At 52.4% G+C, this 24,277-nt stretch carries 26 protein-coding genes, 1 other RNA gene and 1 pseudogene; 13 read left to right on the top strand and 15 right to left on the bottom strand.

Annotation, left to right across the window (positions count from 1 at the left end):
- Positions 1-32: 32 nt before the first annotated feature.
- The 4 genes from ycgZ to fdhF all read left to right on the top strand — a co-directional run bounded on the left by ycgZ (position 33) and on the right by fdhF (position 3,247).
- Positions 33-272: a regulatory protein YcgZ gene (ycgZ, locus tag ACLHV9_RS10380; RefSeq protein WP_028017257.1), complete on the top strand. Its 240-nt coding sequence runs from the start codon at positions 33-35 to the stop codon at positions 270-272.
- A 4-nt stretch (positions 273-276) separates the two neighbouring features.
- Positions 277-597, top strand: coding sequence for a hypothetical protein (locus ACLHV9_RS10375; RefSeq protein ID WP_028017256.1), 321 nt, complete (start codon positions 277-279; stop codon positions 595-597).
- Positions 598-626: 29 nt separating this feature from the next.
- Entirely contained in the window at positions 627-905 is a 279-nt protein-coding gene (locus tag ACLHV9_RS10370; RefSeq protein WP_028017255.1) for a biofilm/acid-resistance regulator YmgB/AriR, read from the top strand.
- Positions 906-1,096: 191 nt separating this feature from the next.
- Positions 1,097-3,247: a formate dehydrogenase subunit alpha gene (gene fdhF / locus ACLHV9_RS10365; protein WP_407220426.1), complete on the top strand. Its 2,151-nt coding sequence runs from the start codon at positions 1,097-1,099 to the stop codon at positions 3,245-3,247.
- A 287-nt stretch (positions 3,248-3,534) separates the two neighbouring features.
- Here fdhF and ACLHV9_RS10360 read toward each other — a convergent pair whose 3' ends face one another.
- Genes ACLHV9_RS10360 through ACLHV9_RS10350 form a run of 3 tightly spaced genes read right to left on the bottom strand, consistent with a single transcriptional unit; the run spans position 3,535 to position 4,311 of the window.
- On the bottom strand, positions 3,535-3,768 hold the full coding sequence (locus ACLHV9_RS10360) for a capsule assembly Wzi family protein (protein WP_128347979.1): 234 nt from the start codon (positions 3,766-3,768) through the stop codon (positions 3,535-3,537).
- Positions 3,765-4,130 (bottom strand): hypothetical protein, encoded by a 366-nt coding sequence (locus ACLHV9_RS10355; protein ID WP_108090129.1) that lies wholly within the window; start codon positions 4,128-4,130, stop codon positions 3,765-3,767. The genes ACLHV9_RS10360 and ACLHV9_RS10355 overlap by 4 nt, the downstream gene beginning before the upstream one ends.
- The gene (locus ACLHV9_RS10350; RefSeq protein ID WP_407221180.1) at positions 4,102-4,311 is read right to left on the bottom strand and encodes a LuxR C-terminal-related transcriptional regulator; all 210 of its coding nucleotides are present in this window, start codon (positions 4,309-4,311) and stop codon (positions 4,102-4,104) included. The genes ACLHV9_RS10355 and ACLHV9_RS10350 overlap by 29 nt, the downstream gene beginning before the upstream one ends.
- On the opposite strand from ACLHV9_RS10350, the gene ACLHV9_RS10345 reads away from it, so the two are divergent.
- Positions 4,261-4,473, top strand: coding sequence for a hypothetical protein (locus ACLHV9_RS10345; RefSeq protein ID WP_407221204.1), 213 nt, complete (start codon positions 4,261-4,263; stop codon positions 4,471-4,473). The two genes, ACLHV9_RS10350 and ACLHV9_RS10345, sit on opposite strands and share 51 nt — an antisense overlap.
- 50 nt (positions 4,474-4,523) lie before the next feature.
- A protein-coding gene (locus ACLHV9_RS10340; RefSeq protein WP_407197283.1) for an IS1 family transposase occupies positions 4,524-5,220 on the top strand; the annotation gives its coding sequence in 2 pieces (ribosomal slippage) (positions 4,524-4,777 and positions 4,776-5,220; 699 coding nt in all).
- On the opposite strand, the pseudogene ACLHV9_RS10335 reads toward ACLHV9_RS10340, so the two are convergent.
- The 5 genes and pseudogenes from ACLHV9_RS10335 to ACLHV9_RS10315 all read right to left on the bottom strand — a co-directional run.
- Positions 5,218-5,367 (bottom strand): annotated as a pseudogene (locus ACLHV9_RS10335) (type 1 fimbrial protein); the annotation flags it as partial. The gene ACLHV9_RS10340 and the pseudogene ACLHV9_RS10335 sit on opposite strands and share 3 nt — an antisense overlap.
- 11 nt (positions 5,368-5,378) lie before the next feature.
- The gene (locus ACLHV9_RS10330; protein WP_108090132.1) at positions 5,379-6,326 is read right to left on the bottom strand and encodes a fimbrial protein; all 948 of its coding nucleotides are present in this window, start codon (positions 6,324-6,326) and stop codon (positions 5,379-5,381) included.
- A gap of 1 nt (position 6,327) precedes the next feature.
- Positions 6,328-8,871, bottom strand: a complete 2,544-nt coding sequence (locus ACLHV9_RS10325; protein ID WP_407220423.1) for a fimbria/pilus outer membrane usher protein — start codon at positions 8,869-8,871, stop codon at positions 6,328-6,330.
- Between the two features lie 42 nt (positions 8,872-8,913).
- A complete protein-coding gene (locus ACLHV9_RS10320) occupies positions 8,914-9,591 on the bottom strand; it encodes a molecular chaperone (RefSeq protein WP_108090134.1) in 678 nt (225 codons plus the stop codon).
- A 57-nt stretch (positions 9,592-9,648) separates the two neighbouring features.
- Positions 9,649-10,179 carry a fimbrial protein gene (locus tag ACLHV9_RS10315; RefSeq protein ID WP_108090135.1) on the bottom strand — a complete coding sequence of 177 codons (531 nt, stop codon included), beginning with the start codon at positions 10,177-10,179 and terminating at the stop codon, positions 9,649-9,651.
- Between the two features lie 421 nt (positions 10,180-10,600).
- Between ACLHV9_RS10315 and ACLHV9_RS10310 the strand changes: the two genes are divergently transcribed.
- Together ACLHV9_RS10310 and ACLHV9_RS10305 are read left to right on the top strand one after the other, a co-directional pair.
- Positions 10,601-11,260: a winged helix-turn-helix transcriptional regulator gene (locus tag ACLHV9_RS10310; protein ID WP_108090136.1), complete on the top strand. Its 660-nt coding sequence runs from the start codon at positions 10,601-10,603 to the stop codon at positions 11,258-11,260.
- 77 nt (positions 11,261-11,337) lie between these two features.
- Positions 11,338-11,967 carry a helix-turn-helix domain-containing protein gene (locus ACLHV9_RS10305; RefSeq protein WP_108090137.1) on the top strand — a complete coding sequence of 210 codons (630 nt, stop codon included), beginning with the start codon at positions 11,338-11,340 and terminating at the stop codon, positions 11,965-11,967.
- Between the two features lie 50 nt (positions 11,968-12,017).
- Here the strand turns inward: ACLHV9_RS10305 and ACLHV9_RS10300 are convergent, their stop codons facing one another.
- The 3 genes from ACLHV9_RS10300 to ACLHV9_RS10290 all read right to left on the bottom strand — a co-directional run bounded on the left by ACLHV9_RS10300 (position 12,018) and on the right by ACLHV9_RS10290 (position 15,761).
- Positions 12,018-12,212: a YdiH family protein gene (locus ACLHV9_RS10300; RefSeq protein WP_010430192.1), complete on the bottom strand. Its 195-nt coding sequence runs from the start codon at positions 12,210-12,212 to the stop codon at positions 12,018-12,020.
- 85 nt (positions 12,213-12,297) lie between these two features.
- Positions 12,298-12,708 (bottom strand): 1,4-dihydroxy-2-naphthoyl-CoA hydrolase, encoded by a 411-nt coding sequence (gene menI / locus ACLHV9_RS10295; protein ID WP_028017253.1) that lies wholly within the window; start codon positions 12,706-12,708, stop codon positions 12,298-12,300.
- The gene (locus ACLHV9_RS10290; RefSeq protein ID WP_108090138.1) at positions 12,705-15,761 is read right to left on the bottom strand and encodes an FAD-binding and (Fe-S)-binding domain-containing protein; all 3,057 of its coding nucleotides are present in this window, start codon (positions 15,759-15,761) and stop codon (positions 12,705-12,707) included. Before ACLHV9_RS10290 ends, menI begins: the two co-directional genes overlap by 4 nt.
- 199 nt (positions 15,762-15,960) lie before the next feature.
- Between ACLHV9_RS10290 and ydiK the strand changes: the two genes are divergently transcribed.
- The 5 genes from ydiK (at position 15,961) to ACLHV9_RS10265 (ending at position 19,049) form a co-directional block, all read left to right on the top strand.
- Positions 15,961-17,076, top strand: a complete 1,116-nt coding sequence (gene ydiK / locus ACLHV9_RS10285) for an AI-2E family transporter YdiK (protein WP_049006386.1) — start codon at positions 15,961-15,963, stop codon at positions 17,074-17,076.
- A gap of 195 nt (positions 17,077-17,271) precedes the next feature.
- Positions 17,272-17,379, top strand: an RNA gene (rprA, locus tag ACLHV9_RS10280) — antisense sRNA RprA.
- Positions 17,380-17,744: 365 nt separating this feature from the next.
- On the top strand, positions 17,745-18,239 hold the full coding sequence (locus ACLHV9_RS10275; RefSeq protein WP_049006387.1) for an Hcp family type VI secretion system effector: 495 nt from the start codon (positions 17,745-17,747) through the stop codon (positions 18,237-18,239).
- On the top strand, positions 18,239-18,607 hold the full coding sequence (locus ACLHV9_RS10270) for a tlde1 domain-containing protein (protein ID WP_049006388.1): 369 nt from the start codon (positions 18,239-18,241) through the stop codon (positions 18,605-18,607). Before ACLHV9_RS10275 ends, ACLHV9_RS10270 begins: the two co-directional genes overlap by 1 nt.
- 1 nt (position 18,608) lies before the next feature.
- On the top strand, positions 18,609-19,049 hold the full coding sequence (locus ACLHV9_RS10265) for a Shiga toxin A subunit (RefSeq protein WP_108090139.1): 441 nt from the start codon (positions 18,609-18,611) through the stop codon (positions 19,047-19,049).
- A gap of 14 nt (positions 19,050-19,063) precedes the next feature.
- On the opposite strand, the gene ACLHV9_RS10260 is transcribed toward ACLHV9_RS10265, so the two are convergent.
- The 4 genes from ACLHV9_RS10260 to ACLHV9_RS10245 all read right to left on the bottom strand — a co-directional run bounded on the left by ACLHV9_RS10260 (position 19,064) and on the right by ACLHV9_RS10245 (position 24,127).
- A complete protein-coding gene (locus ACLHV9_RS10260; RefSeq protein ID WP_407220420.1) occupies positions 19,064-19,246 on the bottom strand; it encodes a hypothetical protein in 183 nt (60 codons plus the stop codon).
- Positions 19,228-20,208, bottom strand: a complete 981-nt coding sequence (locus ACLHV9_RS10255; protein WP_407220155.1) for an IS5-like element ISKpn26 family transposase — start codon at positions 20,206-20,208, stop codon at positions 19,228-19,230. The genes ACLHV9_RS10260 and ACLHV9_RS10255 overlap by 19 nt, the downstream gene beginning before the upstream one ends.
- 118 nt (positions 20,209-20,326) lie before the next feature.
- Positions 20,327-22,723 carry a glycoside hydrolase family 3 N-terminal domain-containing protein gene (locus ACLHV9_RS10250; RefSeq protein WP_407220418.1) on the bottom strand — a complete coding sequence of 799 codons (2,397 nt, stop codon included), beginning with the start codon at positions 22,721-22,723 and terminating at the stop codon, positions 20,327-20,329.
- 3 nt (positions 22,724-22,726) lie between these two features.
- Entirely contained in the window at positions 22,727-24,127 is a 1,401-nt protein-coding gene (locus tag ACLHV9_RS10245) for an MFS transporter (RefSeq protein ID WP_108090141.1), read from the bottom strand.
- Positions 24,128-24,277 lie beyond the last annotated feature (150 nt).

Below are 24,277 nucleotides of genomic sequence, written 5' to 3'. Positions count from 1 at the left end.
TTACTGATTACGAATTTTTACAGGAGTGAAACATGCAACAGAACGGTTATGTCGCAGATTCGGCAGCAGCGATTGCACAGTACTTCGAAAAAGCAGCACTTCCTACTCAGCAGGAAACATTGGGTCAGGTCGTGGTTGAGATTCTTAGCGACGGGCGAAACCTCAATCGCAAATCGCTCTGTACCAAACTGTTAAGCCGCCTCGAAAGGGCCGATGGCCCGGAAGAGGAACAACATTATCACATGCTGCTTGGTCTCCTCTTCGAGCGGTAATGCCATGAACAGCAGTGACGCAGATCGACTGATAGACCAGCTTATCGGTGAAGCCGTCCTTTCTCTTCTGAAAGAGCGGGGGCCAGTGACAACCGAAGGATTGCTACAGCGTCTGCGGGTCATGAAAAAACATGAAAAGGATCCCTGGCGGCGGGAGACACTTGCGGTGGTGATTGCCGAGATCGGCTCAAACAGCATCGCCTTTACACGTCGCAGAACCGCGCAAGGACGAACGAACAGAGAGGGATCTCTCAACGATAACAAAGACAATGTTGTGCCGTTATTTGGAAGTGGAAAACCGTCCAACCCCAAAAAAATACATTGACTGTCATTTAACAGCTACGGTGAGAACATATGAGACAAAATATTCAGCTTCAACCCGAATACCATTCTGCTTTTTTAGACAGTGCGCTGTCGGAATATTTCCGTCACGCAGGCGATCGTTTTGCTGAAGAGTCCGCTGTTTTTTCTACTGCAGTACGCTGTGTTCTGGCCTCCGAAGGGCATCTCTCCAACAAAGCGATCATACTCTGGCTCATTCAGACGCTGGAATCGACCAACGACGTTGTCCAGGCGGATGTTATTCGCAAGACCCTGGAAATTGTCGTGGGCTACACCATGGACGACCTGTAATATCACGGCCACTCATCCTGCTCTCGTGTCATCGTCAAAACTGACGAATGTTCTGACGATGACACGCGCCTTCCCCGCTTAACCCCCTGTAAAACCAGCAAAGCCAACCTGGCACGGTTCCTGCTTACTTCCGTTTACGGGGCTGGGTTTTCCAGCCAACTTTGCTTCATTTCTTAACAGGTCTGTTATTGATGAAAAAGATCGCCAGCGTCTGCCCCTACTGCGGTGCAGGCTGTAAATTAAACCTTGTCGTTGAAAATAACCGTATTATCCGTGCCGAAGCGGCAGAGGGCGTCACAAACCAGGGCACCCTGTGTCTGAAAGGCTTTTACGGCTGGGATTTCCTCAACGATACCCGTCTCCTCACTCCACGCCTGACCCAACCGATGATCCGCTACCACAAAGGAGAGGCATTTACTCCCGTCACCTGGGAAGAGGCAATCCGCTATACCGCCCACAAACTCAGCAGCATTAAAGAGCAGTACGGCCCACGGTCGATCATGACCACCGGCTCCTCCCGTGGTACCGGGAATGAAACCAACTATGTGATGCAGAAATTTGCCCGTGCTGTGCTGAACACCAACAATGTCGACTGCTGCGCACGCGTCTGTCACGGTCCTTCCGTTGCCGGCTTACAGGAAACGTTGGGCAACGGGGCAATGAGTAACTCCATCAACGACATCGAAAATTCAAAATGTCTGCTGGTTTTTGGCTACAACTGCGCAGACTCTCACCCTATCGTCGCCAGACGTGTGCTGAAGGCCCGGGAAAACGGTGCAAAAATCATCGTCTGCGATCCGCGTCGCATTGAAACGGCGCGCATTGCCGATCAGCATCTGCAACTGAAAAACGGCAGTAACATGGCGCTGGTGAACGCCTTTGGTTATGTGCTGCTGGAAGAAGAACTCTATGACAAAAACTACGTTGCGCGTTTTACAGAAGGGCTTGAGGCCTATCGTCAGACGGTAAAAGACTACGCACCAGAGAATGTCGAACATCTTACCGGCATTCCCGCCCGCGATGTTCGACAGGCGATGCGCACTTTTGCGGCGGCACCGTCAGCCACCGTGATGTGGGGCATGGGTGTAACGCAGTTTGGTCAGGCTGTCGATGTGGTCAAAGGACTTTCCAGCCTGGCGCTGCTGACCGGCAACCTTGGACGACCTGCCGTCGGCGTTGGCCCTGTACGCGGCCAAAATAATGTACAGGGCGCCTGCGATATGGGGGTTCTACCCAATATGTTCCCGGGTTACCAGGACGTCACGGACCCGGCAATCAGGCAGAAGTTCGCTGATGCGTGGGGGATTGACGTCAACAAAATGGACGATCGTGTCGGAACACGCATAACTGAAGTGCCACACCTGGCACTGGAAGGTAAGGTCAAAGCCTATTACATCATGGGGGAAGATCCGCTTCAGACCGAGGCCGATCTCGGCCTGGTTCGCAGCGGTTTTGAGGCCCTCGACTTTGTGGTAGTTCAGGACATCTTTATGACCAAAACAGCGGAAGTGGCGGATGTTCTTCTCCCCGCCACCTCCTGGGGCGAACACGGCGGCGTATTTACCTGTGCCGACCGGGGGTTCCAGCGTTTTGGCAAAGCCATCGAAGCCAGCGGCAACGTGAAGCGCGACTGGGAGATCATCAGCCTGCTCGCAAGCGAAATGGGCTACCCGATGCATTACGAGTCTAACCAGCAGATCTGGGACGAGATGCGCGAGCTGTGCCCGTTGTTCTTCGGCGTGACGTATGAAAAAATGGGTGAGATGGGTCATGTCCAGTGGCCGTGCCCGACGCTGGATCATCCGGGAACCCCGTACCTGTACAAAGGCAATCAGTTCGACACCGCATCCGGTAAAGGGCAGCTCTTTGCCGCCCCGTGGCGCGCGCCGGCGGAAACCCCGGATGCGGATTTCCCGCTGGTGCTCTGTACGGTACGCGAGGTGGGGCACTACTCCTGCCGCTCCATGACCGGGAACTGCGCCGCGCTGCAAAGCCTGGCCGACGAGCCTGGCCGCGTGCAAATGAACCCTGCCGATGCAGCTAAGCTGGGCATTACAGACGGGCAACTGGTCTGGGTGCGTTCGCGTCGTGGTAAAGTGATTACCCGCGCCAGCATTAGCGAGCGTATCAACGCCGGGGCGGTCTATATGACCTATCAGTGGTGGATTGGGGCCTGTAACGAACTGACGCAGGACAACCTCGATCCCATCTCCAAAACGCCGGAGACGAAATACTGCGCGGTGCAGTTGGAGGCGATTGAGGATCAGCGCTGGGCGGAGGACTATGCGACCACGGCCTATCAAAGCATGAAGACGCGGCTAATCACTGCCCTCAACGTCTGAGAATATGCCGGGAAGCGGCGACGCCTGACCCTGCCAACACCTGAGATTTTGTAGGCAGGGTCAGCGAAGCGCCACCCGGTGTGAAAAATCAGGGAGGGCTATGCATAGAGAACTGCACCATCAGACCCGCGTCATCTCCTACCTGGAATCTGCCAGCGGCCAGCCCTGCTGATACAGACCGCCGTGATATGACCTGCCCGTAAAGGGCGATAGGCATCTCCCCTGGCGGGATCTGGAGATCGATGCCGCCCAACTGGTCGCCCGGGTCGCGTTTCTGGCTTCCCGTATTATCCCGGCCAAGAAAAGCCATCACGAAACGCTGTCAACGTCTGAGGGCGTCCTCTTCCGCCCCACCACTGCGGGATCTCGCCAAAGCTCAACCATTGATTCGCAACGCTTACCGCAGCATAGCTACCGTTCGGGTTCAGATGTGAGGCATCGGAAACCCACTGTGTTTCTTCTACGTTCCCCTGAAGCGTGACATCCCAGTACTCACCGTTGGTGTTTAGCATCGTACTCAACGACTGTTCTGCCCGCTGAATATGCCTGGTCCCTGCGGCAGCGGGTCCCGACCGGTTGCCACGTCACCCCACGGCACGATGAGCGTTTTTATCTGCGCAAGGCGCATCTGAACCCGGCGAACAACCTGCTCGCTCACCGGATCGCGAGCGTCATACCGCGCCGCCATCGTACGGCTGATTTCCGACTCACTTAGCGGCCGGGTTGATAGCGATAATGCGAACAGATGACGCCCGGCTAACCACGCCAGATCGTCCCGCAGCTGGCGGTCATTCTCAATTAATCCGGCTCCTCTAACGTTGAACGCGACCGCGCTGGCTAAAAATACGGCATATTTAACGGGCAGACGACGCGGCAACCTCATAGTTCTTGATATCCATGGTTAGATAGTCCCGAAAAAAATTGGGAGCGCTATTTTTCTCGGCCAGTCTGTTAAGCAACACGATTAATTCATAATCATTTCGCAGATCGAATTTTTGCATCAGCATATATTTATGGCTGAATACCGTCTTATCACTGATATTCAACTCGTGCGCAATCTCCATGACCGACAGTCCTTTATAAAAACTCGCCATAATGCGGATCTGCTGTGGAGAAAGTTTTTTATGATGGCAGTCAAGACAGACATTTTTATTCCAGCGATAGCCGGGCAACTGCGTTTTATACCAGGCAAAATAGATTATCTCTCTGATCTTCAAAACCGGTAATGGTGCCAACTTACTGATTTAGTGTATGATGGTGTTTTTGAGGTGCTCCAGTGGCTTCTGTTTCTATCAGCTGTCCCTCCTGTTCAGCTACTGAAGGCGTGGTGCGTAACGGTAAAAGTACTGCCGGACATCAGCGCTATCTCTGCTCTCACTGCCGTAAAACATGGCAGCTACAGTTCACTTACACCGCTTCTCAACCCGGTACGCATCAGAAAATCATTGATATGGCCATGAATGGCGTCGGATGTCGCGCCAGTGCACGCATTATGGGCGTTGGCCTCAACACGATTTTACGTCACTTAAAAACTCAGACCGCAGTCGGTAACCTCACGCATACAACCGGGCAGTGACGTCATTGTTTGCGCGGAAATGGACGAACAGTGGGGTTATGTCGGCGCTAAATCACGCCAGCGCTGGTTGTTTTACGCGTATGACAGGATACGGAGGACGGTTGTGGCGCACGTATTCGGTGAACGCACGTTGTCCACGCTGGAGCGTCTTCTGGGCCTGCTGTCGGCCTTTGAGGTCGTGGTATGGATGACGGATGGCTGGCCGCTTTATGAATCACGCCTGAAGGGAGAACTGCACGTTATCAGCAAGCGATATACGCAGCGCATTGAGCGGCATAACCTGAATCTGAGGCAACATCTGGCAAGGCTGGGCAGGAAGTCACTGTCGTTCTCAAAATCGGTGGAGCTGCATGACAAAGTCATCGGGCATTATCTGAACATAAAACACTATCAGTAAGTTGGAGTCATTACCCGTATTTCCGCCATTAAATATGCAGGGTGACGCAACGATATTCCCCGTTACGCCAATATTGACCGTATCGGCTGAAAACACCTTCCAGCTCAACAGGGCAAGCAGGAGCGTTTTTTTGTGCGATATTTTCATCTTCTCACCTGCTACTGGTAGGTTATATTAAGTGTGGCCGAGGCGTTGGCCGTTCCCGACTGAACGGTCCCCTGCGTTTGATAATAACGGGCCGTTAACGGGAGCGTTTCGACTCCACCCGTCGACTGTTTTAATAACAGGCGGCTATTCATGGCCAGTGGAGTACCGTTATAGATGAGTTGAACGCCCACTCCTTTTGCCGTTCCGGTATTACCTTGACCCGTTAAGGCCATTACGCTGGTATTGCTGATATCCGGATTTTGAATACCGCTTAAAGTGACGTTAATATTGGTTCCGGTGCTGCAGTTTAATCCGAGATTCTGCGTATTTTGCGCCCCTGCCGGCGACGTTCCCACGCCTGCGTTAAAAGAAGAGGTGGGTATATTTCCAATGGCGAAGGTTAGTTGTGGCGTATTAATTGTGCATGCCAGGGCATTGATCGTTCCGCTGCTTAACTGCGTTGTCAGACCATCGCGATAAATAGCGTCGCTGCCCTGAAGGGTTACCACACCGATTACGCCTGGCGTGAGTGCCCCAGATGAAACCAGCCCGGTCACCACCAGTTCAATTTTTCCGCCATACCAGTCGACGTATGAGGTTTGTGCGTTATATGAGAAGGTATTGCTCGGGTTTTCGAAATAATTGTTCGATGAAAATCGAATCCCAATCCCGCTGACGTTGGTATTGTAAACATGATTCCCATAGGTACTGAGCGTGGCGCCGTTATAACGCATGCTAAAACCCAGCATTAATGGATTGGTGCAACCGGTCAGATACGATCCGGTGCCCGACGCAGCACCGGAGAATATCACCGTTCCAACAGGCGCATCGCGCTGCACGGTGAGGGTGCCCACCGACAGCGTAGACGTCTGCGGAACGATCGTCATGCACGTCCCGGCGTGGGCATAATTCCAGCCCACAAAAAAACACAGCAACAGCAAAAATTTCATCGTTTTCATCTTAATGTCCCTGACGGCAAAGAGCGTTAACGAGGGTGACGCCACCGTAGGTGGCCTGTTTCGGCAGGGTGAAATCCGCACGACACTGCTGGGCGGATTGATTTCCCCACGCGACGACCAGCGTCCCCTGCTCGCTCATGCCGGTTAAGTAGACCTGTCCTCGATCGCCGACGATAAAGCTACCGTGACCGTCTCCAGCGAGCGTCACTACCGCCCCAAAAGGAACGAAGCGGCCGTTGTCCATCAAGGTCATCAACACCTTGCGCCCCACTTTGGAAAGGTAATCAGCCCTGACTACCGCGCCTCGCGTCGGCGTGACCGTACGCGTATTGATCTCCAGCTCAACGTCATCAGGCATATTTTCCGGATCGAGCGTGAGGTCGTTTTTGCGGTACACGGAGAGGTTGCTAACCACCGTATAGCCTCTGTAGTCCGTTCGCATGCCGGACTGGTTTCGAATATCCACCCCATGGGCGCCGGGTGCCTTAATCAGGGCATTGGTTTCCCCCAGCGGCTGGGAAAAGGTGATGCCGTCCGCATGGGCCAGAATCCCCCCCTGCAGGCCGTAGTTCAGACGCTCGCTGCTCCTGTCGTAGCCATAGCCCGCCGTCACTTCGCCGTAGGTCCCTTTGTAGTCACCGTTAATGTTGCCGGTATATCCGACGCCGTCCGTGCCGAAGCCCTGCTGTACGTTCCAGTTCAGGGCATTGTTTTCCAGGGCCACGCCGTTCATACCCAGGTTGTGCGTTGTGCCGTTATTCTTGCTGGCGTTTATGCCATAATTCGTCCACGTCTGCGGGAGGAATTTCTCCAGCGGCACGCTGACGTTAAATGCCAGAAGCTGATCGTGGTCGTACGTTTTGCTGCTTTCGGTGCCATAAGAGGCTGCACTGGCGTTTTTGCTGTATGTCCAGGTCACGCCATAGCTGATGTTATGCCAGTAGTTGTTATACCCGACGCTCCAGGATGCCATCGATTTGCCCGAATTCCAGTAGTCTTCCCGCGCGGCGCTGAGGGTCAGGGAACCCATATCCCCGCCCAACGTCTGGCTCATGGTCAATTCGGCGCGGTTACGCCGCCTGTCCTGCAGCGAGGTACTGTCTCCCCAGGAATCCAGCACTTCCTGCATCCCGTAGTAGCCGCTGGTCGAATAGCGATACCCCGCAATAGAGAAGTTCGTTCCGGTATCGATAAAGTTCTTGCTGTACCGCGCGCGCCAGGACTGCCCGTTGGTTTTTGCCGTTTTATCCGGTGTAGACCAGGCCTGGGTAACGTCGGTAGAGAGCGCACCAAAATCCCCCATGTTTTTACCCACCCCAACGGCGAGCGACCGGTACTTGCCTGACCCCTGAACGCCACCGTATAGCGTCAGGCCATACGGGAGACCATAAATACCGGTCAGTTGCCCGAAAGGCGTCTTTTCCACCCTGCTGTTATAGGCACGATAATGGCCGCCCGTAATGGCATACTTCAGACGCCCTTCGCGCTGCAGCACCGGCAGTGAGGCGTAAGGCAGGGTGAAATGTTGTTCACTTCCATCAGCCTCTTTGATCGTCACGTCAAGGTCCCCGGCACCGCCCGTCGGGTACATGTCGGTTATCTCAAACGCCCCCGGGGCGACATAACTCTGGTAGATCTGATAGCCATTCTGGCGCACCACCACCTGCGCATTCGTGCGCGCAATACCGCGAACCACGGGCGCGTAACCCTTCAGGGAATCCGGCAGCATGTCATCGTCGGATGCCAGTTGGCCGCCGCGAAAAGGCATACTGTCAAACACGTCAGCCGGAGAAGAGCTGTCGCCTAGCGTCAGCTGCGCTTTCAGGGGAATAACGGCCCGCTGCGCATAGGTATAAACGGTGTCCCATTTATCCTGACCCGACGCATCCCGGGACCAGGTGGTGTAGTTGCGCAGACGCCACGGCCCAATGTTGATCCCCGGACGCAGGTTGGCATACAGGCTGTCGGTTCTGGCAGCCTCATCGGTTTTCGCCCAGGTGTTGGCCCCGCTCAGGCTGTAATTGAGCATGGCGGCATTGATACCTTCGTCCCACATCTCCGGCGGCACATAGCCACGCGCCGGTATATCGATAGCAGCCTGCGGAATACTGATAACCAGACGCTGCGCGTTGAACTGGAAATCCGTCGAGGACAGCGGAATGGCTTTAAGATCGGCACAGGCGCTTTTCGCTGAGCCCAACAGAGGAAAAAGCGCAGTCTTAACCCCCCACTGTTTTAATTGTTCAATGCTCAGGCATGGCTGTAATACGTCATTTCCATCGGGCGATTTCGCTGCGGCAAAGGTAATATCCCGGGTCTCAATGAGCTGATCGTCAAGAATAATATCAACATGGTACGTCCCCGGTGCCTGAGAGCCTGTTTCAAACGCGGATAAATCTGCTTTCCCTATTCCCGGGTTATCCAGCTCAACCAGTTCGGTATTAAACGTTTCGCTGGCATAAAGCGTGGGTGAAGAACCCGTCATCACCAGGGCGATGAGTGTCGCCAGACGTCGAGGTCGTACTTTATAATGCTGTATTTTCATTGCTGATGACCTGAGTAATGCAGGTATTACCGTTTTTCAAAATCACAAACTGGCTTGATGTAAAGCGCCGGGACTTCCATAATCGTTGATAACTTTAAACGTCAGCGTATTTCCGTTGGTTCCATGAGATAACGGGAACCGGGCCGACGCGCCGGGTAATACATACGAAACATCATCCAGTTTTTTTCCGCCTACGGATATTTCATTAAAATTGATTACATAGGGAGTCGGATTCGTTACCTGAATTTCATTCCCGTTGCGTTGCCATGCTAATTTTTCAACCTGTTCTTCAGGCGTTGACGCGTGAAGATTTGCCGGGCGATAAATCAACTTGATACGCGTTTTCACCGCAATTTGCAGTGAGTTAGCCTGTTTCGTTGCAGAAGGAATAGCTTTTATATTGAGCCAGAATAAACTTTCTTGTTCCTGAGGGAGTGAACCCGCCATGACAATGCGTTCGATATTTTTCTGGCCGCCATCAAGTCGATAAAGCGGAGGCGTAATGATAAAAGGCGCTTTATCTGCTTTTCCCTCCGGTGTATCAATCCACGACTGAATTAAAAAGGAAGCGCTATCGGCATTATCTACGCTAATTGATGCTTCTTTTTTTGCACCGTCGAAAATAACGCGCGTGCCGCCAATAATGACGCCGGCATTGGCCATTGAAAATGTCAGCGGTAACGCTGTCGCGGCCAGGCCGATTGTTTTGATAAAACGCATTGAATACCTCATAAAACAAAGGGGCCGGGTGGCCCCATACTGATTACTGCAAAAGACTTAGTTATAAACCACAGAGAAGTTAGCAACCGAATTAGCCGGGCCCGCGGTCACTGATGCCGCAGTCGAAATATACTGAGCATAGAAATTGAGCGTATTATCAGTTGTGCTGCTCAGAGCATAGGAATAGCTGTTGCTACCATGCAGCGGTAAATCGGCCTTATCAGCCGTCATCAGGTTGATGGCCACGCCCGTTGCTGCACCCACAACGGAGGAATCAATCGCCAGCAGGCTTGCGTTGGTTAAATCTGGCGTTCCGTCAAAACGCACCTTCGCGGAGGTAACGGTCACCGGGCAGTTTTTCAGTACGATATCGAACTGCGTCGCCGCGGTTCTGGAACCCGTTGTCGGGAATTCCGTTTTGTAGTAATCACCGAGGACCACAACCTGATTCTGGGATGCCACATCTACATCGCAGGCATTATCCAAAATATTACCGTTAAAATTAACCGTACCTGCCGCAGCGAAAGCCTGAGTCATTGTCAATGCAGAGCCTGCCGCAAACATGGCAGCAATAATTTTCTTTTTCATAAAGCCATTTCCTGTATTACTTTATTTATTACTGATATTCAGGCAAAACAGACAATCCTCATTCTGCCATTATTTTTAGGTGCCATCAGAAACAAAATAAAACTCTCATCATGGCGAGCGTTTCAGATTGGCATTTCTGTCGGCGAGTCAAAACTTATACAACTCTTTTCCGCGAAACAATCTATTTTCAGGTCTAGCTGTAGACTGGGGCTTAACAAAAAATAAACATTTAAACTGTGCACTTTATCGTCAGTCTACTTTTAGACCTTCACCTTATAACGATAAAATTCATAGCGTTAAGATGCCTACTCCTCCTGGTCTATTATTAGACTTTTGACTGTTATTCCCTGCTTCGCTGATTTTTAAGATAATTCTCCACTCTGATTGAAAAACGATCACACCTGTTGAAGTGAGGTATATTATGAACACGCGAATTGCAACCGAATTAGACAATGAGAAATCATCGGTGCTGGGATTAAAACCCTTAAAGCACATAGAGCGCTTAATTGATAATGTCCTTCCTGTCGCAGAGAAAATCATTCTTTCGAAAAGTGAAGTCGTACAATATTACCGAAATGACGAACGCCACTGTTTTATGCTATTACACGGCAGCGTGGCGCTGCACCGCCGCGGCGACGGCATTGTGTTAAATTCGGAATCAGCCCCCTTTATACTGGGTGTTAGCAGTCAGTTTTCATCGGAACATCTTTACGTCAGGGCACTGGAGACATCCGAATTAGCGTGCATGTCGCTGGATGCGTTTAACAACGTGGTTGCACAGCACGATCTCTGGGAACATTTTTCTAAATTGCTGATCTATACAGCATCACGGGTGTATGAGCACTGTGCACAAATTTCACAGATGTCCGCATACGATATCATCCGCTTTCAGCTGGTTGAATTAATGCAGGAGCCTGAGGCAATTAGACAAAACATCACCGCAGCGGCCTACATTAAGAGCCGTACCTACCTTTCCCGCAGCGGTATAATGCGGATTCTGGCAGAACTGCGTACGGGGAAATACATCACCATGGAACGTGGCGTGCTGATAGAAGTTAACCATTTACCCCGGAAGTACTGAAAGCACAATAATATCTGGAGATAGCGCGAGAGAAGAGCGAAACTATAAGCATAAGGTCATCTTCCAGGTTTACGGCTATGTCCTCTACAGATAAATCGTCTCGCGGCTCCCCTTACGCCCAGGAACTGATCGCGCATCTGGAGCCCTATTGCACCGTGCGTCGAACGGGCCGCGGCGAACGACTTAACCTTGAGGTTAACGGTCAGGGGATCTGTTATTTAATCCTGGAGGGGACGATTGCACTCTACCGCAGCAGCGATAACATGATGCTTTCCACCGCTCGCAGCCCTGCCCTGTTTGGTCTTGCTAACCTGACAGACATCTATTTCAATGATTACCTCATCACGGTGAGTCCTTGCCTGATTGGTAGTATCCCTACTGAACAGGTGGCTGATATTATTAAAGAAAAAGGGCTATGGGGTCTGCTCTCCAGACAGCTGATGTTTGTCTATAGCCGACTTTATAACAACGTGATGCCCCAGGGTGCCCCCACTGCGTATGAGATGATTCGCCAGCAGCTCGTTAAGCTAATGGAGGAAGACGAAGGCTATCGACGCAGCGTGACGGCGGAGCGATACATTCGGGAGAAAACCCAGCTCTCCCGCAGCGGTGTGATGCGTATTCTGGCGGATTTAAAAACTGGTGGATTTATCGAGATGGAAGAAGGCAGGCTCATTAGAATCAATAAACTCCCCGCCAGATACTAAATTCCGGGTACAAAAAAGGCCGCAATCGCGGCCCTTTCATTTACATACACTCAATGGACGTGAACGCCCAACCGCCAGGCAAAGTAGATCTCTTCTTTCAGTTCATTCGAAGAGAGCGCCAGCAAATCTGCAAATTCCAGCTCAAGCTGTTTCAGCTTTTTCAGGTACTGCGCCGGAGACAGGTTGCTCTTATCGCGACGTAAATATTCAATTGCCAGCTGTGTTGGGGTTATTTCAGTATCCATGATGTCCTCGCTTATGTACAAAACCTGACCACTATATCACAACGCGGTGGCTAACTTTTGACCAAAGGCAAAACATCTGAAAACTTTACACAACCGCCGTCGTCAGCCGCGACGAGCAGCACAAACGATCCTGCTCATCGAGAATGTCAATTTGCCACACCTGATGGCGACTTCCGGCGTGCAGCGCGCGGCAAACACCGCGCACACGACCGCTACGCACCGAGCGAATATGGTTAGCATTCACCTCCAGCCCGACGACCTTCTGCTCCCCTTCGGTACAGAGATACCCTGCCACAGAGCCCAGCGTTTCAGCCAGCACGACGGACGCTCCGCCGTGCAATAAACCAAACGGTTGATGAGTACGGTGATCGACAGGCATTGTAGCCTCAATCTCATCGTCACCGATGCGGGTGAACTGGATATCCAGCAGTCCCACCATATTCCCCTCGCCCATGGCGTTGAGCGCCTGCAGCGTTACAGCTCGTTTCCAGATCATCCAATTATCTCCAGTAAAGCCTGCAATGGGTGGCGTACCCCGTTACCTTCTACCCGTTTCACCTGACTACGACAGGAGTAGCCTGTCGCCAGACAGCGGTTTCGCGGCAAACGCTGCATCGCCTGATGCCAGGACAACTCGTAGATACCGAGCGAGTTCGCGTGATTTTTCACTTCGTGTCCGTAGGTTCCGGCCATGCCGCAGCAGCCCACATTGACGCTCTCCAGCTTCGCGCCGAAGCGGGCAAAGACTGAGGCCCACTGGGCAGGGGCACCCGGCAGCGCGGTGACTTCCGTGCAGTGACCGAACAGATACCACGGTTCACCGCTGACATCCTGACCAGCCTTATCCTCCAGGGCCATCGGCAGCCACTCGTGCACCAGCATGACGTGGAAATCACCACGTTTATCGCCCAACGTCTGCTTGTATTCATCGCGATAGCAAAGCACCAGCGCCGGATCGACGCCAACCATCGGTATACCCAGTTGCGCCACACGGTTTAAGAAATCAGAAGTTTTCTGCGCGGTTTTCGCAAAACGCGTCAGGAAGCCTTTAATGTGCTGCGCCTTACCATTCGGAGAGAACGGCAGAACCACTGGCTGATAACCCAGCTTCTCTGACAAGCGGATGAAATCCGCGACCACTTGCGCATCGTAGTAACTGGTGAACGGATCCTGCACCACCAGCACCACATTTGCTTTTTGCTCGGGGGTTAACGCCTCAAGCTGTTCAAGGGTCATGTTCGCTGAGCGGTGTCCGACAAGCTGTCGTTGCAGCGACGGTACCGACAGCAGCGGCAGATCGACCATTCCGATATGTTTTTCGGAGAGCTTGCGCACCAGTGGTTGATTAATAAAGAAGTTAAAGGTCTTTGGCGCACGCGCCATCAGCGGCGCATAACTTTCAACTGTCGCCACCAGATGGTCACGTACCGGACGCAGGTATCGGGTGTGATAAAGCTGCAGAAAACGCGAACGGAACTCTGGCACATCTATCTTAATCGGGCATTGGGTTGAGCAGGCTTTGCAGGCCAGACAGCCAGACATCGCCTCTTTCACCTCATGGGAGAAATCATACTCGCCTTTATTTGCATGCCAGCTATTCCGTGTGCGCTCAATCAGCGAACGCAGGCTGGCGCGTTTTTCCGGTAGCTCCTGCTCAAGCTTGAGCGGATCCACTCCGCGGTCGGCCAGCAGACGCAGCCATTCGCGCACCAGCGTTGCACGCCCTTTCGGAGAATGGATACGGTTACTGGTGATTTTCATCGACGGACACATCGGGCTTTTCACATCAAAGTTAAAGCACAGGCCGTTGCCGTTGCACTCCATCGCGCCGCGCCATGAGGAGCGTACCGCGATAGGGATCTGTCGGTCATAGGTGCCGCGTTTAACGGCATCCACCCGCAGCATCGGCGCATCCACACCTTCAGGCGGACAGATTTTCCCCGGGTTGAGACGGTTATCCGGGTCAAACGCCGCTTTAACTTTGCGCAACTCCGCGTAGAGCTGCTCGCCGAAAAATGCCGGACTGTATTCAGCGCGGAAGCCTTTACCGTGCTCGCCCCACAGCAGGCCGCCATATTTCGCGGTTAACGCAACGACGTCATCGGAGATCTGTTTCATCAGGATCTCCTGCTGCGGGTCGCACATATCCAGCGCCGGACGCACGTGCAACACCCCGGCGTCAACGTGGCCAAACATGCCATAGCTCAGGCCGTGGCTGTCCAGCAGGGCACGAAACTCAACGATATAATCCGCCAGATGCTCAGGCGGAACGCAGGTATCTTCGGCAAACGGAATGGGCTTGGCCGCCCCTTTCGCGTTGCCAAGTAGCCCCACGGCTTTTTTCCGCATCGCGTAGATACGTTCAATGCCGGCCAGATCGTTACAGAGCTGCCAGCCAATCACCCCACCTTCACCCTGCGCAATAAGTTCATCCAGCCGCTGACAGAGCGTCGTCACCTGGTTTTCAATAAGCGCCGCGTCATCGCCGGCAAATTCAACGATATTAAGGCCAAGCATTTCTTTATCTGGCACATCGGTAATCAGCTCACTGACGGAGTGCCAGACGATGTCTTCCCGGGCCAGGTTCAATACTTTGGAGTCGACGGTTTCAACCGACAGCGCTTGCGCTTCCACCATAAAAGGTGCATTACGCAGCGCAGAGCCGAAAGAGTCATATTTGACGTTCACCAGGCGACGTACCTTCGGCAACCGGGTGATATCCAGCCGCGCCTCGGTAATAAACGCCAGCGTTCCCTCGGAGCCGGTCAGTATGCGGGTTAAATCGAACTGGGTCAGATCATCGTTAAACACATGACGCAGATCGTACCCGGTCAGAAAACGGTTCAGTTTGGGGAATTTGTCGAGGATCAACTGACGGTTTTCGCGGCAGCGCTCCAGCACGGTACGATAGATCCGTCCGCTGGCGGTGTTATCTTTACCCAGGGTTTCCGCCAGTGCAACCGGCATCGGCTGCGTATCAAGAATATCACCGCCCAGCAGAACGGCACGCACGCCCAGCACGTGATCGGAGGTTTTACCGTACACCAGCGAGCCCTGACCGGAGGCATCCGTGTTGATCATCCCGCCGAGGGTCGCGCGGTTGCTGGTGGAGAGCTCAGGGGCAAAAAAGTAGCCGTAAGGCTTGAGATACTGATTCAACTGATCTTTGATAACGCCCGCCTCGACCCGCACCCACCCCTCTTCAGGGTTGATCTCAATAATGCGGTTCATATAGCGAGACATATCAACAATGATGCCCTGGTTCAGCGCCTGGCCATTGGTTCCGGTGCCACCGCCACGTGGGGTAAAGACCAGAGAAGCAAACCGCTCCTGCGTTGCCAGCCGGGCGATAAGCGCGACATCGGCCGTTGAACGAGGGAAAACAACGGCATCGGGAAGAAGCTGGTAGATACTGTTATCAGTCGCCATCGTCAGCCTGTCGGCATAATTCGTGGCGGTATCACCTGTAAAACCCTGTTGCTCCAGTGCCTGCAAAAAATTAAGCACCAGCTGAACGACGCCAGGTGCCTGAGAAATCTGTGGGATCATGACTGTCGACCCTAATTAGAGTAATTTGAAATCGTTTGCGTTGTGTCTGGAAAGTTTTATCACATTTTTTTCTTATGTGCTTCGTAGAATTACGGGCAAAATCCGCCTGTCAAAAATCGCCGAGATCACTAATGATTAGAGAGACGCGGTTTTCCGTTCCCGCCAGCCACGCTGGTGTTCATTAAAGGAAGTTTCAAATATGGTCAATCTTCGCCAGCCCAGGGATGTTGCGCAAATCTTGCTGTCGGTGCTGTTCCTGGCTCTCATGATTATTGCGTGTCTGTGGATTGTTCAACCCTTTATTCTCGGCTTCGCCTGGGCTGCGACCGTTGTCGTTGCCACGTGGCCTTTACTGTTGCGTTTGCAGAAGCTGCTATTTGGCCGCCGCGGGCTAGCGGTGCTGGTTATGACACTCTTGTTGTTCCTGCTGTTTATTATTCCCATTGCTTTACTGGTGAATAGTCTGGTGGATTCCAGTGGTCCGATAATTCGAGCCATTACCAGTGGCGAGCTGACGTTACCTGATCTCGCCTGGCTAAACAGTATTCCAGTGGTGGGTGCCAAACTCTATAGCGGCTGGCATAGCCTGCTGGAGATGGGCGGCAGCGCGTTGATGGCGAAAGTGCGTCCTTATATTGGTACCACCACCACCTGGTTTGTGGGACAGGCGGCGCATATTGGTCGCTTTATGATGCACTGTACCCTGATGCTGGTCTTCAGTGCCCTGCTCTACTGGCGTGGTGAGCAAGTTGCTTTGGGTGTTCGTCATTTTGCTACCCGTCTGGCGGGCAAACGGGGTGACGCAGCGGTACTGCTGGCTGCACAGGCTGTGCGCGCGGTTGCGCTTGGCGTTGTGGTAACGGCGCTGGTGCAGGCGATACTGGGCGGTATCGGTCTGGCAATTTCCGGCGTACCGTACGCCACCGTCTTTACCGTTGTGATGTTAATGACCTGTCTCGCGCAACTGGGACCGTTGCTGGTGCTGATACCCAGCATCATCTGGCTTTACTGGACAGGTGATACCACGTGGGGAACGGTTCTGCTGGTGTGGAGCTGCGTGGTTGGTACGATGGACAACGTCATTCGTCCAATACTCATCCGCATGGGTGCTGACCTGCCGCTGATCCTGATCCTCTCAGGCGTTATTGGTGGATTGATTGCCTTTGGCATGATTGGCCTGTTTATTGGCCCGGTGCTTCTCGCCGTGACATGGCGTCTGTTCTCCGCCTGGGTGCATGAAGTGCCGCCACCGGGTACTGACCCGGACCTCATCCTGAATGAGCTGGAAGAGCTGGAAGATAAGAACAGTCAGTAACCGCAGTGCCGGGTAAGATATGCTTACCCGGCCCCTTAATACTTAAGTAATACTTAAGTATTTATTCATTGAGCACTGGTCAGACCCACCTTCCCTGCACTAAATCTGCTGCTAACCTCAAGAAATCTTTACGTCTCTTTAACTATTGAGACGAATCTGATCGACGCTAAATAACACAATGCCTAGTATTAGCACACGGTTATAAATCAACACCTTGGTTTATAAGCATGGAAATCCCCTGAGTGAAACAACGAATTGCTGTGTGTAGTCTTTGCCCATCTCCCACGATGGGCTTTTTTTTCGCTTAAAAACAGTGAGTTACAAAGTACGGTGAAATTTAAGTGTACTACTGGTGTGCTAAACGTGTAATTAGCAGTAAATGCTACCCCCTGTACGCCTCTTAAAATTCCCCTAAAAATCAGAAGGTTGTTTTTGTGTATTACCCTTTTAAAAATTGTTCCATCCCGTGTAATCCGCTACACTATCGCCCCCGTTTTACTTCCCGTTTAGCGGGGCTATTTGCCGCAATTCCGGTAAAGCCTTTGCCGCTCATTGGTAGGGGCTTTTCTTTCCTCTCAGTGATATTTCTCCTTTATTCATTCATTATCTAAATAATTGATCCTGCTAATCATGGTGCTAACATAACCCTTTTCAATGGAGGGTTAAAAATGGCTATACCTGTTTATTTATGGCTGATTGATGATGCAGGAAATCAAGTAAAAGGGTCTGTAGATGTTCACGGTAGGGAAGGTTCTATAGAGATTGTAGAGTTAATGCATAACGTAGAACTACCTACTGATAACTTAACAGGGAAAATCACTTCTAAGAGACTGCACGGAGACTATTTTTTAATTAAAGAAGTAGACAGTTCATCTCCTTACATCTATCAAGGTGTTTCATCTGGTAAGCGGTTTAAGCAAGCTATATTAAAATTCTATCGCATTAATCATAACGGACAAGAGGAAGAGTATTTTAGGGTGACGTTAGATAATGTCAGAATCAATGAAGTAGAGCCTTTCATGTTTGATATTAAAAATCCTACATATGAAAAGCATAACCATCTTGAAGCATTCTATTTAGCTTATGAAAAAATCACATGGCACTATTTAGATGGTAATATTATTCATTCTGACTCTTGGAATGGTAACAAGGAGGTAGCGTAATGACTTGGGTATATAAAGTAAGTGCTCATAGTTTTTATCTTAACGGTACATACCAGTTTGATGCAATGTATGCAGGTAAACCGGGTTTTAAGAATGATTCAGCTAATGAGTGTGTAAAGGATAAAGGCCCACTTCCTAGAGGCACTTATACTATTGGACCGGCCTTCTATCACAAGAGGACAAAAGCCTACACTATGAGGCTGACACCTTATCCAGAAAATCAAATGTGCGGGCGTGATGGTTTTCTGATTCACGGCAACAGTGGAGCACATCCTTCAAGTGCCTCAAATGGTTGCATTATATTAGGTTTAAAGGGGCGTATCACGATCAATAAAAGCACAGATAAGATACTGGTAGTTGAGGATTAATATGAAGAGATTATTATTTCTACTATTTAATATTCCTGTTATATCTTATGCACAATCGGGGTGTGAATTACCTAATGCAGCGATGGAATCATCCTTATTTGATGCACTTTCTAAAGATTTAAAAATTGACACTTCAACTGTAGACGAGATGAAAGCAAAAGTAAAAATCCTCGATGTTACACCTATATCTAGATTCTATGCAGAGGAGTTAGCAAAGATAGATTATGAAGAGGATAAGGCCAGAAATAACAATAAACCGCTATTAGATGAAAAGTCATATTTTGACAGCTTCTATGATAACGATGTTAAATCTATAACTGCAAAATATACATATACAAACAAAGCAGGGAAGAAGTCTGTTTTCATTGCCACAAGCCTTATGAATAAAGATGAATGCTCTATAAGGTTCAACGGGTACATTACTCTTTCAAGAGAGTTTTAAACATAAAAGCCCCATCAGGGGCTTGTTCTAAGGAAGGTGCGAATAAGCAGGTCATTTCTTCCCAAGCTGACTCGCTGATTAAAATTTCGCGGATCTGGGCCGATTTTTTTCCCGCAAACACATCGAATCAGCCTATTTAGGCTATTTTTTCCACCATTTCTGGCGTTATTTCCGGTTTTTACTGAGATCTCTCCCACTGACGTATCATTTGGTCCACCCGAAACAGGTTGGCCAGGGTGAATAACATCGCCAGTTGGTTATCGTTTTTCAGCAGCCCCTTGTATCTGGCTTTCACGAAGCCGAACTGCCGCTTGATGATGCGAAACGGGTGCTCCACCCTGGCACGGATGCTGGCTTTCATGTATTCGATGTTGATGGCCGTTTTGTTCTTGCGCGGATGCTGCTTCAAGGTTTTTACCTTGCCGGGACGCTCGGCGATCAGCCAGTCCACATCCACCTCGGCCAGCTCCTCGCGCTGTGGCGCTCCCTGGTAGCCGGCATCGGCTGAGACAAATTGCTCCTCTCCATGAAGCAGATTACCCAGCTGATTGAGGTCATGCTCGTTGGCCGCGGTGGTGACCAGGCTGTGGGTCAGGCCACTCTTGGCATCGACACCAATGTGGGCCTTCATGCCAAAGTGCCACTGATTGCCTTTCTTGGTCTGATGCATCTCCGGATCGCGTTGCTGCTCTTTGTTCTTGGTAGAGTTGGGTGCCTCAATGATGGTGGCATCCACCAAAGTGCCTTGGGTCATCATGACGCCTGCTTCGGCCAGCCAGCGATTGATGGTCTTGAACAATTGACGGGCCAGTTGATGCTGCTCGAGCAGGTGGCGGAAATTCATGATGGTGGTGCGATCCGGCAGGGCGCTATCCAGGGATAATCGGGCAAACAGGCGCATGGAGGCGATTTCGTACAGGGCATCTTCCATGGCACCGTCGCTCAGGTTGTACCAATGCTGCATGCAGTGAATACGCAGCATGGTCTCCAGCGGATAGGGCCGTCGGCCATTGCCCGCCTTGGGATAAAACGGCTCGATGACAGCGGTCATATTCTGCCATGGCAGAATCTGCTCCATGCGGGAGAGGAAAATCTCTTTTCGGGTCTGACGGCGCTTAGTGCTGAATTCACTATCGGCGAAGGTGAGTTGATGGCTCATGATGTCCCTCTGGGATGCGCTCCGGATGAATATGATGATCTCATATCAGGAACTTGTTCGCACCTTCCCTAACATTCTTTCCTTCAGGAACAAAGGTAACCGATCTGATCCCGATTGATTAACACACCGCAATGCCTTCATTTGCGCGCTTAACCTGACAGCTACTGAGCATCCGCCACTCCGCAGACAGCACCCGCGTTTCACCTGTCACATTAACCGTCACCACCTCGCGGATATCCGTCGACGATGCGCCAATCTGCAACTCAAACTCACCCGGCTCAACAATGCGTTTTCCGTCCCGACGGGTGAAGTTGAACATCTCAACTGGCAGCATAAAGGTGAGCGTGGCGGTTTCGCCCGGCGAGAGCGTGACGCGCTGGAATGCCTTTAGCTCCTGAAGTGGCCGTACCTGCGTGGCAACCTTATCCCTGACGTAAACCTGCACCACCTCGCTGCCACTGCGTTCTCCGGTATTGGTAATATCCACACTCAGCGTCACCTCACCGTCAACCGGCACGCTGGATGCCACCACTTTCGCCGTTCCCCAGTTAAACTGCGTCCAGCCAAGGCCGAAACCAAACGGATAACGAGATCCGAAATGGAACGCAAACGGCGTACCGCCACTTTTGAGCTTGTGATTGTAGTAATACGGCATTGCCCCGGCACTTTTCGGCACGCTCACTACCAGACGCCCTTGCGGTTCCGCACGCCCTGTCAGTACGTCCGCAATCGCCCAGCCCCCTTCCTGCCCTGGAGCCCAGGCCATAATGAGTGCCGCTACTTTGTCTTCCAGTCCCTGCAGGTTGTATGGCCGCCCTCCGGTCATCACGACAATCACCGGTTTGCCGTTGGCTACCAGCGCCTCCAGAAGTTGCTGCTGCACACCCGGCAGATTCAGAGAATCGGTATCAGACCCTTCCCCTACCGTGCCGCTCTGGAACAATCCGGCGAGGTCGCCAACGCAAGCCACTACAACATCACTCTCTTGCGCAGCGTTAACAGCCTCGGGGATCAAATCAGTACATTGAGAAACCGGCGACTGCTGCATCGGTTTGCCGCCGCTGTCGCCCGGGAAGACCGGCGCGCCCGCCATCCGTTTTTCGATAATGTGACACCCTTTGGCGTAGCGGACCTGTGAGGCACCAAGATAATGCTCCAGCGCCGCACGCGGGGTCGTGACCTGCGAGGTCTCTTCTACCATATCGCTGATGATCAAATGCACCGGGAAACTGTAGCCGCTGAGCAGCGCGAGCGGGTCGTCCGCCGTCGGCCCCACCACCGCCACGCGGGGTTTACCCCCGAGCGGTAAAATGCCGTTGTTTTCCAGCAGCGTGAGCGATTTCGTCGCCACTTCCCGAGCGGCCTGGCGGGTGACATCATTCAGCAGATCAATGCCATGTTCATCGGCATACGGTTTCTCAAACAAACCCAGACGGAATTTTTCAGTCAGTACGCGCCTCACGATTTCATCGACTTTGGCCATGGAGATCAGTCCACGCTCAACGGCTTCCGCCAGATGGCGCGCACAGTCGTCTTTCGGCAGTTCGACATCCAGCCCGGCGTTGAACGCCAGCGCAGCGGATTCGGCCGCGTCGTGGGAAATCCCGTGGTGCTGGTGCAGCAGGCTGACGCCGCCGTAGTCCGCGACAATAATCCCGTCGAACCCCCACTGCTCGCGCAGGACGGTGGTCAGCAGGAAGCTGTCGCTGTGCCCCGGCTGGTTATCAATATCGTGGTACGCGGGCATAACCGAACCGGCGTTTGCCAGCTTGACCGCCATTTCAAACGGCAGCAGGAAGGTGTCGTTCAGCTCGCTGAATCCGAGGTGGACCGGCGCATGGTTGCGTGCGCCTTCGCTGAACGAGTGACCCACGTAATGTTTCAGGGTCGCCAGCAGATCGCGTTTATCGCCCTGTAAGCCCTTCACGTAGGCGGTGGCCATCACCCCCACCAGCCACGGATCTTCACCAAAGGTCTCTTCGGTACGCCCCCAGCGGACATCGCGAGAGACATCCAGCACCGGCGCCAGCCCCTGCTGACAGCCAACGGATCGCGCCTCTTTACCGATCTGCTCTGCCGCGCGCTGTACCAGTTCAGGATCCCAGGTAGAGCCGTAGTTCAGCGACGACGGGAACAGCGTAGCGTCTTTGCACAGCAGCCCCACCAGGCACTCTTCATGGAACAGCGCCGGTATGCCGAGACGCGTCTCCTCCATCATCATGCGCTGCAGGCGGTTAGCGGCACGCACCCCAGTTTTCGCGTCGACGATATGGGTACCCAGTGGACGGGTGATCTGCCCGACGCCAAGCTTTAGCCGTTCACTGAGCGAAGCCTGCTCGCTCACCCCGGAGAATTCGTCACTCAGATCGCTGCGCTCACGATGGTTACCGTTTTCATCGAGGATCAGCCAGTACGCATGCATCTGGGCAAACTTCTCTTCCGGGGTCATACGTGCCAGTAAGTCGGCGACGCGCTCGTACACGGGACGTCCAGCGTCCTTATAGATAGCTGTCATGTTTTACTCCTGTAGTGCGGAAGGGGTTGCCGGGCTGAGTTGCCCCGTGTCAGGTCTCACCTCACGTTTGCTGGCCAGCTCCCGGGCAATGGAATCCACCAGCCGGCTGTTAAGTTTGTAGATAGCAAGCAGCGCGACCATGCAGAGGAACAACGCGCAAGGGATAAGGGTGAACAGTGCATTAATGGTAGAGAGAACATGCGGTGCCTGAGTTGCCTGTCCCGGGGCGTAATCCACCATACCAAGGACCCAGCCGACGACCGCCCCACCCAGCGCCAGGCCAAATTTGATGGCAAACAGCGCGGTGGAAAAAACCAGCCCGTCCAGGCGACGACCGCTGCGGTGCTCTTCGTAGTCGACCACATCGGAGAACATGGTCCACTGGAGCGGTGTGGTGAGGTTTTGCACAAAGCTAAAGACAATATTGAGGCCAAAGATCAGCCAGACCTGCGAAGGGGGAAGGAAGAAAATCAGCGCGCCGAAGATGACGAAGGAAATAATGGTCCACTGGTAGGCCCGGACGCGGTCAAATTTGCCCAGCAACCGTTCGGATAATAATGCGCCGCTTAAGGAGGCCACCATTCCGGAAACAATAAAGGCAAAAACCAGCTCCGGACGCAACAGCACATAGTTGACGTAATACATGGTGGCGGAACCGCGCGTCACCACCGCCGTTAACAGCAAAATATTAAACACGAACACAATACGCCACTGGCTGTTTCCGGCCAGCAGTTTTAAATCGGTGAGCATGGAGCCGGAGGTATCATTGCGCGGAGAATAACGCTCGCGAGTCATCAGGAAGCAGCAGAAGAACAGTACAATCCCGAGTAGTCCCATCAGGCTCATGGCATAGAAATAGCCTTTCTGCACGTTGCCCTGTCCTAACAATGAGACCAGCGGCAGGGCAATAGCCGTAACAATCAACCCACCGATAAACGACAGGCCAAAGCGCCATGACTGCAGAGAGTGACGCTCGCGCGGATCCAGCGTCAGCGCGCCGGGCATGGCGCAGTAAGGTACGTTAATCGCGGAATAAATCAGGCTTAAGATCGCGTAGGTCACGCAGGCATACGCAATTTTCGCGGTCGGTCCCACGTCCGGAACATAGAAGGTGATGAGGCAACTCACGCCAAACGGAATGGCGAACCACAGCAACCAGGGACGGAAACGACCATGACGCGTTTGCGTACGGTCGACCAGTGCACCAATGCACGGGTCGACAAACGCATCGACCACGCGTACCACTAAAAACATGGTGCCCATAATCGCGGCGGGCAACCCAAAAACGTCCGTATAGAAATAAGCAAGAAATAACGTAGCCGTTTGCCAGACCAGCGCACTGGCCATATCACCTAAGCCGTAACCTATTTTATCTTTGGTACGCAATACAGAGGAAAGTGTCATTGTTATTTGCCTTTTTATCAGGTTAAAACGTATTTCAACCAGTTGCGCATCATCGATAGGGAAATGCGCAGTAAGGCTCAAGTATTAGCAACGGTTTGCGCGCTAACAATTGTCTAAATTAACAGACAAATTATGATATTTGGTTTTTTA

It is taken from the genome of Enterobacter sp. CPE_E890, from assembly GCF_046521475.1.
Classification (GTDB): Bacteria; Pseudomonadota; Gammaproteobacteria; order Enterobacterales; family Enterobacteriaceae; genus Enterobacter; species Enterobacter adelaidei.
This window is presented reverse-complemented; position numbering and strand designations above follow the sequence as displayed.